13 protein-coding genes and 1 riboswitch are annotated in these 16,029 nt (G+C 61.4%); of the genes, 4 read left to right on the top strand and 9 right to left on the bottom strand.

Going from position 1 to position 16,029, the window contains the following annotated elements; genetic code table 11:
- The first annotated feature begins 150 nt into the window (after window positions 1–150).
- A riboswitch (cyclic di-GMP riboswitch) is annotated at window positions 151–238 on the top strand.
- Window positions 239–359: 121 nt separating this feature from the next.
- The 4 genes from C167_RS0117125 (at window position 360) to C167_RS0117110 (ending at window position 2,353) form a co-directional block, all read left to right on the top strand.
- On the top strand, window positions 360–959 hold the full coding sequence (locus C167_RS0117125; protein WP_017519515.1) for a hypothetical protein: 600 nt from the start codon (window positions 360–362) through the stop codon (window positions 957–959).
- Window positions 956–1,486, top strand: a complete 531-nt coding sequence (locus C167_RS0117120) for a GTP-binding protein (RefSeq protein ID WP_017519514.1) — start codon at window positions 956–958, stop codon at window positions 1,484–1,486. Before C167_RS0117125 ends, C167_RS0117120 begins: the two co-directional genes overlap by 4 nt.
- Window positions 1,487–1,511: 25 nt before the next feature.
- Complete coding sequence (locus C167_RS32680; RefSeq protein WP_017519513.1) at window positions 1,512–1,922, top strand: roadblock/LC7 domain-containing protein; 411 nt, start codon at window positions 1,512–1,514, stop codon at window positions 1,920–1,922.
- A 71-nt stretch (window positions 1,923–1,993) separates the two neighbouring features.
- Window positions 1,994–2,353: a hypothetical protein gene (locus C167_RS0117110; RefSeq protein WP_017519512.1), complete on the top strand. Its 360-nt coding sequence runs from the start codon at window positions 1,994–1,996 to the stop codon at window positions 2,351–2,353.
- 81 nt (window positions 2,354–2,434) lie between these two features.
- Here C167_RS0117110 and C167_RS0117105 read toward each other — a convergent pair whose 3' ends face one another.
- The 9 genes from C167_RS0117105 to metH form a co-directional block, all read right to left on the bottom strand.
- A complete protein-coding gene (locus C167_RS0117105) occupies window positions 2,435–3,796 on the bottom strand; it encodes an FAD/NAD(P)-binding protein (RefSeq protein ID WP_017519511.1) in 1,362 nt (453 codons plus the stop codon).
- A 127-nt stretch (window positions 3,797–3,923) separates the two neighbouring features.
- Window positions 3,924–4,274 carry a 50S ribosome-binding protein YggL gene (locus C167_RS0117100; protein WP_017519510.1) on the bottom strand — a complete coding sequence of 117 codons (351 nt, stop codon included), beginning with the start codon at window positions 4,272–4,274 and terminating at the stop codon, window positions 3,924–3,926.
- A 136-nt stretch (window positions 4,275–4,410) separates the two neighbouring features.
- Window positions 4,411–5,523, bottom strand: a complete 1,113-nt coding sequence (locus tag C167_RS34540) for a fimbrial protein (RefSeq protein WP_157791848.1) — start codon at window positions 5,521–5,523, stop codon at window positions 4,411–4,413.
- Between the two features lie 295 nt (window positions 5,524–5,818).
- Window positions 5,819–6,592, bottom strand: coding sequence for a hypothetical protein (locus C167_RS0117090; protein ID WP_200860161.1), 774 nt, complete (start codon window positions 6,590–6,592; stop codon window positions 5,819–5,821).
- Window positions 6,593–6,719: 127 nt separating this feature from the next.
- Window positions 6,720–8,039, bottom strand: a complete 1,320-nt coding sequence (locus tag C167_RS32675) for a TolC family outer membrane protein (protein ID WP_081596688.1) — start codon at window positions 8,037–8,039, stop codon at window positions 6,720–6,722.
- Window positions 8,036–10,177, bottom strand: coding sequence for a peptidase domain-containing ABC transporter (locus tag C167_RS0117080; RefSeq protein ID WP_200860160.1), 2,142 nt, complete (start codon window positions 10,175–10,177; stop codon window positions 8,036–8,038). Before C167_RS0117080 ends, C167_RS32675 begins: the two co-directional genes overlap by 4 nt.
- Window positions 10,138–11,346, bottom strand: a complete 1,209-nt coding sequence (locus tag C167_RS0117075; protein WP_200860159.1) for an HlyD family secretion protein — start codon at window positions 11,344–11,346, stop codon at window positions 10,138–10,140. The genes C167_RS0117080 and C167_RS0117075 overlap by 40 nt, the downstream gene beginning before the upstream one ends.
- A 201-nt stretch (window positions 11,347–11,547) precedes the next feature.
- Entirely contained in the window at window positions 11,548–11,691 is a 144-nt protein-coding gene (locus C167_RS34535; protein ID WP_017519503.1) for a hypothetical protein, read from the bottom strand.
- Between the two features lie 624 nt (window positions 11,692–12,315).
- Entirely contained in the window at window positions 12,316–16,008 is a 3,693-nt protein-coding gene (metH, locus tag C167_RS0117065; RefSeq protein ID WP_017519502.1) for a methionine synthase, read from the bottom strand.
- Window positions 16,009–16,029: the final 21 nt, after the last annotated feature.

Raw genomic sequence — 16,029 nt, 5'->3', positions numbered from 1 at the left:
CCTAGCCGACGAGGCAGTTTTCGCCGCTTTTGGATCGAAATGTAGCGACAGATATTGCGAAGTCGTTCCGGTGATATTTCCGATATTTGTGTGATGCATTTCGCATTTTTTTGCCTTGGCGAACGAAATCGGCGTACTACGCTGAGACTCAATTGACCAGGGCAAACCTGTGCGAAAGCCAGGGACGCAAAGCCACCGATCTACAGCCCGAAAGGGCCATGACCGCGGGGTTGCCAAGCAGGCCGGACGTTCGTCCGAGCCTTCTGCGAGCGTGCGCTCGGCTTCCTTCAACGTCCCGGTGAGCCTCCTGATCAACCCGTGCAGGTTGATGGTGTTTGTTGGCCCAAGGGAGCGCGCCGATGAATCAGCCGTACAAGCTTCATTGCACCTACGGGTTCGCCCGCATGGCGTTACGAGATCAGGTGGTCTTCAAGTCCATTGTCGGCCTGCTAAGCGGCCGCACATTGGCGAGTTGGGCCTACGTCGACGGCCCGGCCGATTTGCTGGTCGAGGGTGAGGAAGGTGGGCCCAGGGTGCAGTTGCGCACAGCCGAGGGTGAGTCGCTCTGGGTGCACTGGCCGCTGCGTGCCGGTGAAGTCTTCGACTGCCTGGAGCGCGCCGCCCGCGCCATCGGCCACCAGCCCGTGGAGATACCTGGCGCTGCGCTACGCCTGAAGCACTGGCCAGCGGCTTCTCTGCTCCAGGGCGATCATCGCTACGTACGCCTGGCCACGCTGCTCTGTGCCCGGGCCATGAGCCTGGAAGAACTATGCGAGCGCTCCGGCGTGCCGCGCCCGGTAGCGGAAAACTTCGCCCGCCTGATGGAGGCGCAGGGGATGCTTCAACACAGTGAGGCCATTCCGGTTGCACCTGCGCAGCAGACTGCCGCTCCCCTTGGCCTGCTGGCACGTATCCGCCGTCACTTGGGCCTGGGCGGTGTGGCGGAGGCCAGCCGATGAGGGAATACAAGATTCTCTTCACTGGCACCATGGGCGCCGGCAAGACCACCGCCATCGCCGCGGTCAGCGATATCGAGCCGGTCACCACCGATGTGCAGAACAACGACCCCAGCCTGGACAAGGCGCGCACCACGGTCGGCCTCGATTACGGGGAGGTGGTGCTTGGCCCGGACGAGCGTCTGCGCCTCTATGGCACCCCCGGCCAGGCGCGCTTCGCCTTCATGTGGGGAATTCTTTCCCGCGGCGCACTGGGGCTGGTGATTCTGATCGACAACTCGCGGCCCGACCCGCTGGCCGATCTGCGGATTTACCTCGATGGCTTCGCCGACTGCATCGGCCGCACGTCCTGCGTGGTGGGCGTCGGTCGCCTGCCCGGTCATCCGCATCCCGGCTTGGACGACTACGCCGCCACCCTGGCGCAAGCCGGATACAGCTTCCCCGTGGTTGAGGTGGACGTGCGTGAAGCGGAGCAGGTGCGCCTGTTGCTTGACCTGCTCCTGCTGCAACTGGAGTGCACGGCGGCCTGACGCCCACAACCCATTGGAGTCGACCATGGAAAACGCCTTGATGAGCCTGCCGGAACGACTGCGCAGGGACGCTGAACAGGCGCTGGACGAACTCGGCTCCAGCCTGGGCCGGCTGAGCGCGGCGGTGATCGCCACCACGGACGGTTTCGAAGTGGCCTCCCGCGCCGGCAAGGGGCTGGAGGTTTCCAAGCTGGCTGCAATGGCCTGCTCGATCTCCGCCCTCGGCGCCATGGTCGGCCAGGAGAGCGAAGTGGGGCCGCACCAGAATGTGATAGTCGAAGCGAGCGAGGGCTACATCGTCATCGTCGACATCCCGCACCCGAGCCACCCGATGATCCTAAACCTGGTCGCCGACCGCGAGGAGATGCTCGGTCAGGTGCTCTACCAGGCAAAACGAACCGCAACACGGCTGGCGGATCTGTCGCTGGCCGGCTGAGACAAAAGGCTTCGCGGCGCGCGCGGTTGCGGAGCCACTACAACAGGACGCGCACTCAAGGAGTAATCGCTATGGCAGCACTGCAACAATCGCTGGACGAACTGCTGAACCTGGATGGTGCCCTGGCGTCGGCCGTGGTGGATGCCAAGAGCGGCATGCTGCTCGGGCAGGCCGGCGGCGGCGTGGACCTCGAACTGGCTGCTGCGGGCAATACCGAGGTGGTCCGCGCCAAACTCAAGACCATGAAGTCGCTGGCGCTCAACGATGTGATCGAAGACATTCTCATCACGCTCGGCCGCCAGTACCACATCATCCGTCCCATGGCAAAGCACGAAGGCGTGTTCATGTATTACGTGCTGGATAAGGTGAAAGCCAACCTGGCGTTGGCCCGGCGCAAGCTGCAGGAGGTGGAGGCACAGGTGGCGATCTGACGATGTCCCGAGTGCGAGGGGAGCGGGGAGGCTCGCCCTCGTCGACGAATCCTGGCTGGCCCTTTGCGGGCCAGCTTCGTTTCAGGCCAGCAGCACTTCGGCCAGGCGCGCGGCGTGGCCGCGCAGTTCCGGCACCGCAGTGGCTTCCCAGTGACTGGCGCGCAACATCGGGCTGAGCAGATAAAGGTCTGGATTGGCCTTGCCGCTGGCGTCCAGCAGGCGGAATTCCTCATCCGTGTCCAGTCCCAGGCCTTGTCGGTCCTGGCGGATGACGCCGCGGTCGAGCAAGCCGCAAAGCAGCGGCTCGTTCACGGTCCGCAGGTCGGTGCAGGGGCCGGTGCAGTTGATCAGGTAATCGACGACCCGGCGTTGCGAATGCCTGGCGCCACGTGGGCGGATTTCCAGGTCGATACCGTTCTCTGTCGCCGTGGCGGCCAGGACTCGCCCAGCCTGTACGCGCAACTGGCCGCTGCTGCGCAAGTCTTCGATACGCTGGGCCACGGGCGGCGCGGCACGGTGCCGATGGACGTCCCAGTAGGTTTGCAGGTGGCGCAGGAAGCGGCCACGCTCGGTGTCGTTCAGCGATTGCCAGAGCTGCGGGGTGATTGGGCGTAGCGCGGCGATCACGTCGCGCCAGTCGTGCCCGTCTTCGGCTGCCTGCCGGATCAACCCGCGCAAACCACGCAGCCGCTCGTTCAGGCCCATGTCCTGGAGGAAGGCTTGCGGCAGATCGGGCAGCACGGGATGGCTGGCGTTGTCCCGGTGTGCCTGTGGCAGTAGTGCGCGGCGCGACAGCGCCAATAGAGGGCCGCGGTGCCCTTGGTCCTCCAGGGCGAGGGCCATGTCGTACATGGTCAGTCCGGTGCCCAGCAACAGCACATTGGCATGCGTCGGGATGCTTTCCAGGGCGCCGGGCGCCCACGGGTCGCGCAGATAACGTGTATCGTCCTCGAGCAGCTTGAGCGGGCCGGGTGTCGCGGGTGCGAAGTTCCCGGTGGCGATGATCACTTTCTGGCTGTCCAGCGACTGGCCGTCATCCAGCAGCAGGCGCAGACGATCGCCGTGCTCGGTCAGTTCCAGCACCTGCTGGCAGAGGCTGCTGAAGCGCACCCCCGGAGCGGCTTCGGCGATGGCATGGCCGAGCCGGTCCTGCAGGTAATCCCCGTAGAAACGGCGCGGCAGGAAGTCGCCGGGTTTTGCCTCGGGCATCTGCTTGCGGGCGAACTGGAGAAAGTCCGACGGCTGGTCCGGGAACAGGCTCATGCGCTCGGCAGGCACATTGAGGATGTGGCTCACGGAACGCGTGCCGTAGGCCAGGCCGCGGGCGAGGCGCCCTGATCGATTGATCAGGCTCAGGCGCAACGGCCCCTTGGCGCCACGCAGCAACTGGATAGCCAATGCCGTGCCGCAGAATCCGCTACCGATGATGGCGATGTGTTCCATGTAACCTGCTCCATGTTTGAACGGGGGCAGGGTCGCAGAGCAGGGATGTGCTGACAACAGTGGCGAATCGACGCTGTTGATTCCATCCGGCGCTGACGCCTGGCCTGGCGCCGGATGAATCGAATCCTTATTCGAACAGGCCGTGCCAGCAGTCGCTCAGTTCGCCCAGCTCGAAGGACTTGGCCCAGGATTGCTTTTCCAGCCACAGACGGGTGGTTTCGCGGTCGGCCTCGGTCAGGCTGCCGACGGCGTTCAGGCACAGGTAGCCGGTGAACTCGCCCTCTTCGGTTGCGCCGCCGACGAAGACCCAGCCCTCGGACTCGACGAAGGCGATCCACTCGTCAAGCACATCGTCCAGTTCGCCGCTGTAGTTCACTTCCAGGCTGAAGCCGAACTCCTGGAACTCGCCCAGGCGCAGTTTCTTCAGCAGACGGCGCTTGCGGGGTTTGGCCATTTGTTCGGGGGTGAGGTATTTCATAGGGGGCTCCCTGATGTCCAATGAATCGACGCCGCGGCTCTGATCGGCTACAGCCAGCCCGCCATCATATCACCTATCAGTCGTGGCGCCCTGGCTAGCAGGACAATGGAGAGCGAGTGCATCGCGGCGTTCGTATTCAGAGATAGAAGAGCGTCAGTTGCGCAACGCCTCTGACCAGTCCGCCGGTAACTTGCTCGGCCGTGCCGGTGCGGAAGTAGGAGACGTTCATCTTGATGGGCAGTGTCTGGTTTTCTGCGTTCGGATCGTAGTTCTGCACCACATAGCTGGAGTCGCCGAAGCGGATGGGCGAGGTGTTGGTTTCATCAGTGATGCGCAGCCCGACGCCTTTGGCCATTTCATCCCCGGTGGCGTTCTGGAAGGTGCCGTTCGCGGCGCTGATGATGGTGCCGATAGGATCCAATTGATACTGGATGGTATTCATCCCGGCTGGGCAGTTTCGCAGGGTGAACTGGAAAGGTTTCGTCTTGAGGGTGGTAGCCGAGGCGAAGGCGCCCTTGTGGACGTCGTCCAGAATGACGTCTCCTCCTTCGGCAGTGCAGGCCAGAGTCTGGAGATTCACGGGGTTGATGACGTAGGTCTTGCTTCCGATGGCGGTGGAAAAAACAGTATCTGTGTCCAGTGCTGTAAAGGTAAGTGTCAGGGGAGGAGTAGAACCGGCGGCGATCTTTCCCGTTTTGATCAAACGGAACTGTAGTTGAGCTCCAAAGTTATAACTATTGGACTCGATGCTCTGGCAGAACCGGTTGCTATAAGGAACTGTGCCTGAGCCAGTGGCATATGTGTTCCAGCCGTTGGCGCCTCCATTCCTTTCGCAATACTGGCCTCCTGAATAAATACGGAACCCATAAATGATTCCTACGCCATCCAGGCCTGTCTTGAAGACTTTATAGGTGATTCCACCTTCTGAGTATGTTCCGGCCTGCTCTAGAGTGGGAAATTTGATGCCGATACCCACTTCGGTGTCGTTATTGATGTTGCAGGAGTAGATGTTTGTTACAGCCTGCCCAATTGCCCAGTTAGTGAGCGGAACGGGTGTGGCATTGTCGCGAGGAACTGAGATCGGGCCCGGAAAACTAAAACTCTCAGATGCCGCGCCATTGAAAGTGCATGTCGCTGCTGCATGGGAATCAGCGCTCCAGAGTCCGCCCATCGCTAAAAACAAGTTGCCTAAAGCAACTGCCTGGACGGACCGGGATAATGTGCGTTTTCTGGTGCTGTTTATTGCCATGTTGGGCTCCTGTGCCGGAAGATAAGATGATGGCCGGTGCGTGTTTGTTTGTGCGCATGCGTCACTTGGGGCATCCAGTTCATGAAAGGTGCGCCAAAGGGCACGGGTAGGACGCTGGTGTCGATAATTAATGCCGATATAGCCGTTTAAGGTCTGTCCGAGAATAAGACCTGCTTCTGTGGAAATTTCTTGATCCGAGTGCGATGAGGGGCTGGGTTTAGTTATTTCAAGGAATGGACTGAAGGCCAGGCAATGGGAGATTGTCGGGCAACAGGCGAGGAGCTTGTGCGAATTCTTACTTGGCCGGAGCAAAGCCATAGCGAGATGGGTGGTCGGCGAGAATCCAGTTCGGGTAGGCATTCTGGTATGCCTGCTCGATGAAATTGGCGACCTGCTGTGGGGCGTCGTGCCGGCGTAGTTCGATGGCAGGGAAAATCCGGTGGCCGAAGCGACCTTTCCCAAAAGTGAGGTGGAAGCACAGAAGCACGGCGTCGGCATGGCTGCCAATACTGAACACTCCGCGGTGCAGGCGCGCAGGTCGTCCGAGTAGCGATACTTCGACAGTATCCATGGGGTAGCGCTGCATCATGAAGGGCGGGACGTCGCTGAACAGGACTGCCACGCCGTCCTGCTTCAGAGATCGCATCAACCTCAACCCCAGGGCCGAGCGATTGTCCTTATCGAGGGTGTGCAGTATGCGCAAACCCGGAATCAGGATGTCTTCTCGACTTCCGTAAGCCTCTCGGGGGCTACCGGAAACGACGGCAATTTCCTTCAGCTTCAGCGTGGCGCGCAGCGCATCGACGACGTAGATATTGGCGTACTCGGATACATAGTGAAACGGCGAAACAATGACCGGCCGAGCAGGAAACTGGCGGTGAAGCTCGGAGATGATGGCGGCAAGCTCGTGCGCGGCCGACTCGAGTTGCGGCCAGTAGTTGCCAATGCCATAGAGCCTTCCCAGATGCATGCGTCGATCGATCAGGTTCTCGATCTCTTCGCTCGCCATGGTGCGCCAGGCGTCAGCTCGGCCAAGCGATTCGCTGTCGCTGCCCCACTCGTAGCGCAATCTACCCTTCCAGCGCTTGCCTGTGCTGAATATGCTCCGGACTCCCCACAAAATCAGGCCGACTCGTTCAATCCACGGGAGCGACATTCTCAGCAGGCAGTGGTCGCGCCAGCGCAGCCCCGTCACGTTAGTGCGCGTTCGCATCTGAGGCGAGCCATGCGTCGAGAAGCTGAATATCGCCCAGGCTGAGCGACGCAACTTCAGCCTTGAGCGCCAGGAAGGCCGACAGCACTTCATATTGCGACTTCGCCTGCTCGCCTCGGCTGGTGAACAGCGACTCTTGGGCGCGGAGTACATCCAGGTTGGAGCGGCTACCCGCCTTGTAACCCATGCGGGTCGCCTTCAGCGATTCCTCGTTGAGGCGAACGACTTCCTGTAGCGCCTGGCTTCTTTCCTGGGCCCAATCGAGACGTTGGAACCATTCGCGGGTGTTGGCGGCGGACTTTCGTTGTGCTGCCAGCAGAGTGCTCTGGGCTTTTTCCTCGCCGGCCAGGGCCTGACGAATGCGGGCCCGGTTGCCGCCGCCGGCAAACAGCGGCGCCGATATGGTCAGCATGGCGCTATTGGTGGTGGTCGGATCGGAGTAGCCCGAGGCGGAGCCGGAGGGGGCGTGACTGGCGCTGAGACTCACGACGGGGTAGCGCTGGGCGCGTGCCTTGGCGGCATCTTCACCGGCATTGCGGACCTCCAGTTGCCCCAACTGCACTGGGTAACTGTGCGTTTCGGCCTGGCGAACCCATTGCTGGACGCTTTTGGACTTCAGCCAAGGGCGGGTGCGTTCCATGTGAGACGGGTTGGGTATCGGGATGTCACGCCCGGTCAAGGTTTCGAGGATGCGGCGGCGAGAGTCCAGTTCGCGCGAGGCTTCCTGCTGTCGCAGTTGTGCCTCGCTCAGGCGCGACAAGGCTTCCTGTACATCGATGACCGTCGCTTCACCGCCTGCCTGCAGGCGCTGGGTCAGCGCATGCTGATCGGTGACAGCGCGCAGGTAGTCGGTGGCACGAGACAGCTCCTGCGAAGCGGCCAGCAGGTCGAGGTAGGCATTCGCGGAGCGCAGGACCAGATCCTGCCAGGCACTGGCATATTCAAGTTCCGCCTTGGCACTGGCGATGCTCGCCTGGCGCAGCTCCACCCAGAGTTGCCAATCGAACACGGGTTGATTCAGCGTCACCATCCAGCCGTTCTGCCAGTACTTGGCTGTAGGCTGGTTATCTGTCTTGATCTGGTTGTAGGTGCGTCCCCAGCCGCCGTCGAGCCTAGGCAGAAGAGCTGACCTCGCAATGGGAATCTCTTCGCGGCCAACCGCTATTTCGGCATTCGCCGCTGATAGTTCGGCGTCGTGGCTCAGGGCGTCGTTGACGACTGACAACAGCTCTCCGGACCAGGCAGCCTGGGAGGTAAGTGCAAGGCTCATGGCCAGAAGAATCGGGGCCTTTCCGATACTCATTCGGACGCGCCTATCTGGTTGGTGCGCTGTATGAGTGCGCCATCGATCAACTGGTAGCTGCGCTCGAAGCGAGAGGCGAGGGAGTGGTCATGGGTGATGACGATGAGCGTGCGATCCAGTTGCTGGAGGAGGCTGGCAATGCCGGCAACGGATATCGGGTCGAGATTGGAGGTGGGCTCGTCGAGCAGCAGGATCTCGGCCTCCTGATACAGCGCGCGGGCCAGCAGTAGCCGCTGGCGCTGGCCCGCGGAGATATTTGCGATGGAGTCGCTGATAACGGTCTGGGTGCGCATGGGCAGTTGCATGACGTCGTTCAGCAGACCGACATCCGCGAGCAATTGGTTAATGCGGCGGTGGTCGGGATTGGCACTGAACAGCGAGATGTTATCGGCGATGCTGCCGTTGAGAATCAGGTCACCCTGGCGCATCTGAGTCATGTGCTTCCGGACTTCGTCGACCGCGAGGTTCGTGTAGCTCACGCCGTTCAGCCGAATCTCGCCGTCTTGTACGGGCTCCGCGGCACACAGAAGCTTGAAGAGCGTCGACTTGCCGACACCCGATGGCCCGACGATGACGATCTTGTCGCCCCGCCGGATATCCAGTGATATGCCTGACAGGACGTTGCGGTCGGAAATGCCGTAGCTGAAGCTCAGATCGCGTACCTGGATCGAGGCGAAACGTTGCAATTCAGCGGTTCTGCCGATCTGCGCGGGTAACGTGTAGCGTTCCGGCTCCTGCTCCACGATGTCCGCTACGCGCTGTACCGGCACCGTCAGCATGAAGCGACCGAAAAGTGCGTTGATGGCCTGGGCCATACGTTCGGAGGCCAGGGATTTGTAGATCATGAAGGAATAGAAGACACCGACGGAAATCTTGCCGTCGAGCATCAGTCCAGCGGCCATCCACGTAATGACGATGACGTCAGCGTATTCGACCAGTTTCAGAACGGCGTCGCGGCCCGCCGTCAACTTGGCGCTATGTAGCGTCGCCGCGGCGTTGGCACGGAACTTCGACATGAAAATCGCCGTGCGACGTGTTTCGCCGCAGGCCAATTTGATCAACGAGGCGCCGCGAATCGTTTCGATCAGCGTGTCGTCGCACTGGGCCGAGCGTTCCAGTACCAGCATGTGGGCGTCGCGCATCGGAACGTACAGCGCGAACGCAGTCCCCAGGTACAGGACGAAGATGGCGAGTGCGATGCAGGCCAGCAGCGCGCTTTGCATCAGCATCAGTGCAATCGCCAGCACGGCCACGGTGATGTCGATGCGCAGCGTGATGCTTGTTCGCACCGTGTACTCGTTGATTTCGTCCTGGGATTTCAGGCGGGCGAAGAGGTCGCCGACGTTGCGCTTCTCGAAGTAGGCGATGGAGTTGCGCAACAGCTGCCCGACCAGGCCCTGGGTCACGTTCACACTGACCAGGGCATTGGCCAGGGCAGTCAGGTAGCTCTGGACGAAGCGGCCGAAGGCGCCGATGGCGAAGATGCTTGCGAACGTGGCCGCCAGGATATGCAGCAGGTTTCGGTTATCGCTGGTGACGACATGGTCGAGAACCAGATTACCGAAGTAGGGCATGGCCAGGATGGCGAACTGACTGCCGACGGCGATGAACATCAGCTTGGCGATCTGGCTGCGCAACTGGGGATTCAGCGCCCGTACCTGGGCAAGCGCGCCGGGTACCTTTGAACGATGACGGATTCGAGGCAGTTCCGGCGTTGGCGTGCACTCGAGCAGGTAGCCTGAGACATTGGCCAGGAACATTTCCAGCCCCATGCGCCGACGTCCAGAAGCAGGGTCGATGACGACCACATGGCCACGCCGGCATTTCTCGAAGACCACGAAGTGGGCTCCGCCGAAATGCAGGATCGAGCCCGGTTTGATGTTGGCTAGGTCGCTGGCGTCGAACTGGAATGCCTGGACGGCGAGACCGAAATCGGTAGCCACGTCGTACAGGTCCATCAGCGTCAGGCCGTGGGAGGACAGCGGTCGGTGCGTAGTTATTTCACGTACCTCAGTCGCCCGACCCAGGTGGGTCAGGACCATGGCAAGGCAGGCATAGCCGCAGTCGGCGACTTCGTTCTGGTAGATAACCCGCACGATCAACCCCGGATCATCTGGAAGAGGGGTTCCAGCACCCATTCAGCGATGGTCCTGCGCTCGATGATCACGCTGGCGGTGCCGCGCATGCCGGGAAGGATACGCAGTGGCTCGTGCACCGGACCGAAGGTTGTGCTGGAAAGGCTTGCCCAGGCCATGTAGTTGTTGATTTCCGTGGTCTTGCCGGCAGTGGCGGTCGGGCCAGTGGCGCCCTCGGTCTTGTTCATGGCCGTATCCGAGATCGTGTCGATACGGGCCTGGACGGCACCGAAGCGAGCGTAGGGAAAGGCGTCCAGCTTGAGGCGGACGGATTGCCCCGGCTTGATGAAGCCTCGCTGGCGCGAGGGAATTGTCAGCGCGGCGACCAAAGGGTTGCCCGCTTCGGTGTCGATGACTAGGGCGACGTCTTCAGCCTCCAATGTATGGCCAGGGACGAGGCTGGAGAATGTCACCAGCCCCGTATGCGGTGCGAAGATGGTGGAGTTCTGGCGGGCCGCTTCGTAACGCAGATTGATATCTTGCAGTTCGCGTGCGAGTTGCGCGTCCAGCTCACGCTGTTGCACCTTCAATTCCTGTTGGGTTCCTCGGATGGTTTCGATCTCGCCCAGCAGGGATTGGCGTCGAACGTCCCCTTGGGCGATTTCGGCTGCGCTCTGGTTGGCCTGGAGACGCGCCTGTTCGATTCGATCTGCGGTCAGGTATGTGGCCATGCCCTGGACGCGCTGCAGCGTTCGCTGAGCGTCGGCAGCGATCTGTCGGGCACGCGCTTGCTGCTGTCCAAGCGCGGCAAGTTCGCGCTCACGGGCGGCGCCGTTGAGCTCACTGGCTGTAAGGCGGGCGAGAAGGCCGGCAATCCGACCTTCATGTTGAGCTTGAGCCGTTGCAATCTGATCGTCGCGCAGTTTCTCGTCGAACGCGGGGCGCGGTGTACCATCACTGGATAGACTGAAGTCACGGGCGAGTTGGAAGAGCGGCTGCCCTTGTTGAACCTGCTCGCCAGCGTGAACGAGGGCTGCAGTGACCATGCCAGTCAGGCCTTTGACCTTGACCTCAGAGGGCGAAATGATTTCACAGGGCACATCGCGCTTGAGTTCAATCTCCTGGATAAATGCGAAGGAGATACCCAGGCCCACTGCGGCAGAGGTGAAATAGGCAATCCAGCGCCACGGTACATCGGAAAAGCGTGGCAGCTTTTCTGCTTGGATACTCAATGTTCGACCTTGCTGAGTACGGCGAATTTATGAGGATTTGAGTAACGCCGCCGTTGCTCGAGTTTTGAATGATGAAATTGAAAGCGCTGCCCGGTTATATATTGGGCAGCGCCCTGTTCCCAGTGGATATCACCGACGCAGGTATCGAAATTTTATCGCGATGAGCGAATTTCGACCCATGTGCGTCGGTGATCTACCAGCTTACGGAGCGATGTTGGTGCCACCGCCGTCACCGCCGCCAGCCGGCGGAACCGGGGCCGGGCAGGGAGCCGGCTTCTTCTTCGACTTGCAGCAGCCGCCAGCCAGTTCGGAGCGGATCAGTTCTTCGCGATTTACCTTTTTCATTTCTGTTTCCTGGATGTTTCAGTGATGACGATTGGATCGGGGTGTTGCGGTGTTGCTCGGTTGCGCTCCGCAGTGCTCTGATGAGTTTCGCGGAACCTTTGAATGAATTTGACGCAGCCACTCGTTAGCGCAATTTTCGCTATTTCGTTTGTTGGTATCGCATGGGTTGAATTGGTGGGGGATGGATAGTGTTTCAGGTGGCTAGAAGGTGAGTGGGACTCAATATTTAGCTCGAATTTACTGGGGTGATGCATTGGCGGAGATGATCTTTTTTTTAAGTTATATTGGCAATGGTGAAAGTTTTCCTAATTGAGTAGGAGTGTTCCGAGGAATAATCTGACTCTATTTGTCCAGTTAAAATTAGATCCATGTTTTAACGTGTCAGATTTCGGGGTGTCGGTTATTGAGTAATTGCGAACGACATTCGGCGTGAGTCATAGACGTTTTGGGATATTCATGGGGGGCAGGTGTTAGGAGGGGGGACGCTCAACGGGGGGCGATGAAGGACTTGCGAGTCCGCCGTCGTAGTCGGGGCATTTTCTGGCGTTCCAAAGCAAAAAGGCCCGGAGGACAGGTAAAAATCGCTGTCCTCCGGGCCTTGTTCTGCCCTGAACCTCGGGCGGCTTAGCTGTCGTAACCCAGGTTCGGCGACAGCCAGCGTTCGCTGGTGCTGATCTCCTGGTCCTTGCGCGCGCTGTAGCGTTCGATCTGGTCCTTGTCGATCTTGCCAACGGCGAAGTACTGCGCTTGTGGGTGGGCGAAGTACCAGCCACTGACGGCGGCAGCGGGGAACATGGCGTAGTGTTCGGTCAGGGTCACGCCGGACAGACCTTTCGGGTCGAGCAGCTTGAACAGCGTGCCTTTTTCGGTGTGGTCCGGGCAGGCCGGGTAGCCGGGCGCCGGGCGGATGCCGACGTATTGCTCCTTGATCAGCGCCTCGTTGTCCAGGTGCTCCTCGGGCTGGTAGCCCCAGTAGTCCTTGCGCACACGCTCGTGCAGCCACTCGGCGCAGGCTTCGGCGAGGCGGTCGGCGAGGGCCTTGACCATGATCGCGCTGTAGTCGTCGCCTTGGGCCTCATAGGCCTTGGCCACTTCCTCGGCGCCGATGCCGGCGGTGGTAATGAAGCCGCCGACGTAATCTTTCAAGCCGCTGTCCTTGGGCGCGACGAAGTCGGCCAGGCTGAAGTTCGGCTTGCCGTCGGGCTTGATGGTCTGCTGGCGCAGGTGGTGCAGGGTCGCCAGCTTGTGGCCGTCGTCGCCATAGACTTCCAGGTCGTCGTGGTGCACCTGGTTGGCCGGCCAGAAGCCGAAGACCGCCTTGGCGCGAATGAGCTTCTCGTCGATCAGCTTCTTCAGCATCGCCTGGGCGTCGTTGAACAGGCTGGTGGCTGCCTCGCCCACGACTTCGTCGGTGAGGATGCGCGGGTACTTGCCGGCCAGGTCCCAGGAAATGAAGAAGGGCGTCCAGTCGATGTACTTGGCCAGTACGTTGAGGTCGATGTCATCCAGCACCTTCACGCCGGTGAAGGAGGGCACCGGTGGCTGGTAGCCGGTCCAGTCGAACTGCGGCTTGGCGGCGATGGCCTGCTCGTAGCTCAGGCGCTCGGTGCGCGCGCTGCGGTTGGCGGTACGCTCGCGGACTTCCGCATATTCCTCGCGCAGCTTGCGGGTGTACTCGGGTTTCAGTTCCTTGGACAGCAGGGTGGTCGCCACGCCCACCGCGCGGGAAGCGTCGGTGACGTAGACCACCGCATCGTTGCTGTACTGCGGGTCGATCTTCACCGCGGTGTGCGCCTTGGAGGTGGTGGCGCCGCCGATCAGCAGCGGCAGGCTGAAGTTCTGCCGCTGCATTTCCTTGGCGACGTGGACCATCTCGTCCAGCGACGGGGTAATCAGGCCGGACAGGCCGATGATGTCGCACTTCTGCTCGCGGGCGGTCTGCAGGATTTTCTCCGCCGGAACCATCACGCCGAGGTCGACGATGTCGTAGCCGTTGCAACCCAGAACCACGCCGACGATGTTCTTGCCGATGTCGTGCACGTCGCCCTTCACGGTGGCCATGAGGATCTTGCCCTTGGCCTCGGGCTTGTCGCCTTTTTCCGCTTCGATGAAGGGGATCAGGTGGGCCACGGCCTGCTTCATCACGCGGGCGGACTTCACCACCTGCGGGAGGAACATCTTGCCGGCGCCGAACAGGTCGCCGACCACGTTCATGCCGGACATCAGCGGGCCTTCGATGACCTCGATGGGGCGGGCGCACTTCTGCCGGCATTCTTCGGTATCTTCGACGATGAAGGTGGTGATGCCTTTGACCAGCGCGTGTTCCAGACGCTTCTCGACGCTATGGCTGCGCCACTCTTCGTCTTCGACTTCCTTGACCGCACCGCCGCCCTTGTAGTTGTCCGCAATGGCGAGCAGGGCTTCGGTGGCATCCGGACTGCGGTTGAGCACCACGTCCTCGACCTTGTCGCGCAGCTCCTGCGGGATCTCGTCGTAGATCTCCAACTGGCCGGCGTTGACGATGCCCATGGTCAGGCCGTTCTGGATGGCGTAGTAGAGGAACACCGAGTGGATCGCCTCGCGCACCGGGTTGTTGCCGCGGAACGAGAAGGACACGTTGGAGACGCCGCCGGAGGTCAGGGCGTAGGGGAGGTTGTCACGGATGTACGCGCACGCCTCGATGAAGTCGACCGCGTAGTTGTTGTGTTCCTCGATGCCGGTGGCGACCGCGAAGATGTTCGGGTCGAAGATGATGTCTTCCGGCGGGAAGCCCACTTCGTTGACCAGGATGTCGTAGGAGCGCTGGCAGATTTCTTCCTTGCGCGCCTGGGTGTCGGCCTGGCCGGCTTCGTCGAAGGCCATCACCACCACGGCGGCGCCGTAGCGCTTGCACAGGCGGGCGTGGTGCTTGAACTGCTCGACGCCTTCCTTCATGGAGATGGAGTTGACGATGCCCTTGCCCTGGATGCATTTCAGGCCTGCTTCGATCACTTCCCACTTGGAGGAGTCGATCATGATCGGCACGCGGGAGATGTCCGGCTCGGAGGCGATCAGGTTGAGGAATCGAACCATGGCGGCCTTCGAATCCAGCATGCCTTCGTCCATGTTGATGTCGATCACCTGGGCGCCGGCTTCCACCTGCTGCTGCGCCACTTCCAGCGCTTCGGCGTAGTTCTCCTCGCGGATCAGCCGGGCGAACTTGGCCGAGCCGGTGATGTTGGTGCGCTCGCCAACGTTCACGAATAGCGAGTTGCGGTCGATGGTGAACGGCTCGAGGCCGGAGAGCCGGCAGGCGCGGGGAATTTCCGGAATCGCCCGCGGTGCGTACTTGGCCACGGCCTTGGCGATGGCCTCGATGTGCGCTGGCGTGGTGCCGCAGCAGCCGCCGATGATGTTGAGGAAGCCCGAGGAGGCGAACTCTTCCACGACCACCGCCATTTCCGCCGGGGTTTCGTCGTACTCGCCGAAGGCATTCGGCAGGCCGGCGTTGGGGTGGGCGGAGACGTGGGTGCCGGCCTTGGTCGCCAGCTCTTCCAGGTAGGGACGCAGTTCCTTTGCGCCCAGGGCGCAGTTCAGGCCGACGGAAATCGGGTTGGCGTGGCGCACCGAGTTCCAGAAGGCCTCGGTGGTCTGGCCCGACAGGGTGCGGCCGGAGGCGTCGGTGATGGTGCCGGAGATCATGATCGGCAGCTCGACGCCCAGCTCTTCATAGACGCCCTGCACGGCAAAGATCGCGGCCTTGGCATTCAGGGTGTCGAAGATGGTCTCGATCAGGATCAGGTCCGCGCCGCCCTCGATCAGGCCGCGGGTCGATTCGCTGTAGTTCTCCACCAGCTCGTCGAAGGTGACGTTGCGGAAGCCGGGGTCGTTGACGTCCGGGGAGATGGAGCAGGTGCGGCTGGTGGGGCCGAGGACGCCAGCGACAAAGCGCGGGCGGTCCGGGGTCTCGGCGGTCTTGGCGTCGGCCACTTCACGGGCCAGGCGCGCGCCTTCCACGTTCATCTCGTAGGCCAGTTCCTGCATGTCATAGTCGGCCTGGGACACGCGGGTGGCGTTGAAGGTGTTGGTCTCGAGGATGTCCGCGCCAGCGTCCAGATAGGCCTTTTCGATGGCCTGGATGACGTCCGGGCGGCTGAGCAGCAGCAGGTCGTTGTTGCCTTTCACGTCGCTCGGCCAGTCGGCGAAGCGCGCGCCACGGTAGTCCTTTTCCTGCAGCTTGTAGCTCTGGATCATGGTGCCCATGCCGCCGTCGAGGATCAGGATGCGCTCCTTGAGGGCTTGCTGGAGGGCTTGCAGGCGTGCGGCACGGTCGATCATGGGAATACCTGGAAAAGGGCG

Origin of the sequence: Pseudomonas nitroreducens TX1 (assembly GCF_000313755.1) — a bacterium.
GTDB classification, from domain to species: domain Bacteria; phylum Pseudomonadota; class Gammaproteobacteria; order Pseudomonadales; family Pseudomonadaceae; genus Pseudomonas; species Pseudomonas nitroreducens_A.
Note: the sequence above shows the minus strand (reverse complement) of the source record. Positions and strands in the feature narration are given on the sequence as shown.

Excerpts from the sequence above, each read along its gene's own strand:
- C167_RS0117125 (WP_017519515.1), top strand. The coding sequence starts at position 360 with ATGAATCAGCCGTACAAGCTTCATTGCACCTACGGGTTCGCCCGCATG.
- C167_RS0117120 (WP_017519514.1), top strand. The coding sequence starts at position 956 with ATGAGGGAATACAAGATTCTCTTCACTGGCACCATGGGCGCCGGCAAG.
- C167_RS32680 (WP_017519513.1), top strand. The coding sequence starts at position 1,512 with ATGGAAAACGCCTTGATGAGCCTGCCGGAACGACTGCGCAGGGACGCT.
- C167_RS0117110 (WP_017519512.1), top strand. The coding sequence starts at position 1,994 with ATGGCAGCACTGCAACAATCGCTGGACGAACTGCTGAACCTGGATGGT.
- C167_RS0117105 (WP_017519511.1), bottom strand. The coding sequence starts at position 3,796 with ATGGAACACATCGCCATCATCGGTAGCGGATTCTGCGGCACGGCATTG.
- C167_RS0117100 (WP_017519510.1), bottom strand. The coding sequence starts at position 4,274 with ATGAAATACCTCACCCCCGAACAAATGGCCAAACCCCGCAAGCGCCGT.
- C167_RS34540 (WP_157791848.1), bottom strand. The coding sequence starts at position 5,523 with ATGGCAATAAACAGCACCAGAAAACGCACATTATCCCGGTCCGTCCAG.
- C167_RS32675 (WP_081596688.1), bottom strand. The coding sequence starts at position 8,039 with ATGAGTATCGGAAAGGCCCCGATTCTTCTGGCCATGAGCCTTGCACTT.
- C167_RS0117080 (WP_200860160.1), bottom strand. The coding sequence starts at position 10,177 with ATGGGTGCTGGAACCCCTCTTCCAGATGATCCGGGGTTGATCGTGCGG.
- C167_RS34535 (WP_017519503.1), bottom strand. The coding sequence starts at position 11,691 with ATGAAAAAGGTAAATCGCGAAGAACTGATCCGCTCCGAACTGGCTGGC.
- metH (WP_017519502.1), bottom strand. The coding sequence starts at position 16,008 with ATGATCGACCGTGCCGCACGCCTGCAAGCCCTCCAGCAAGCCCTCAAG.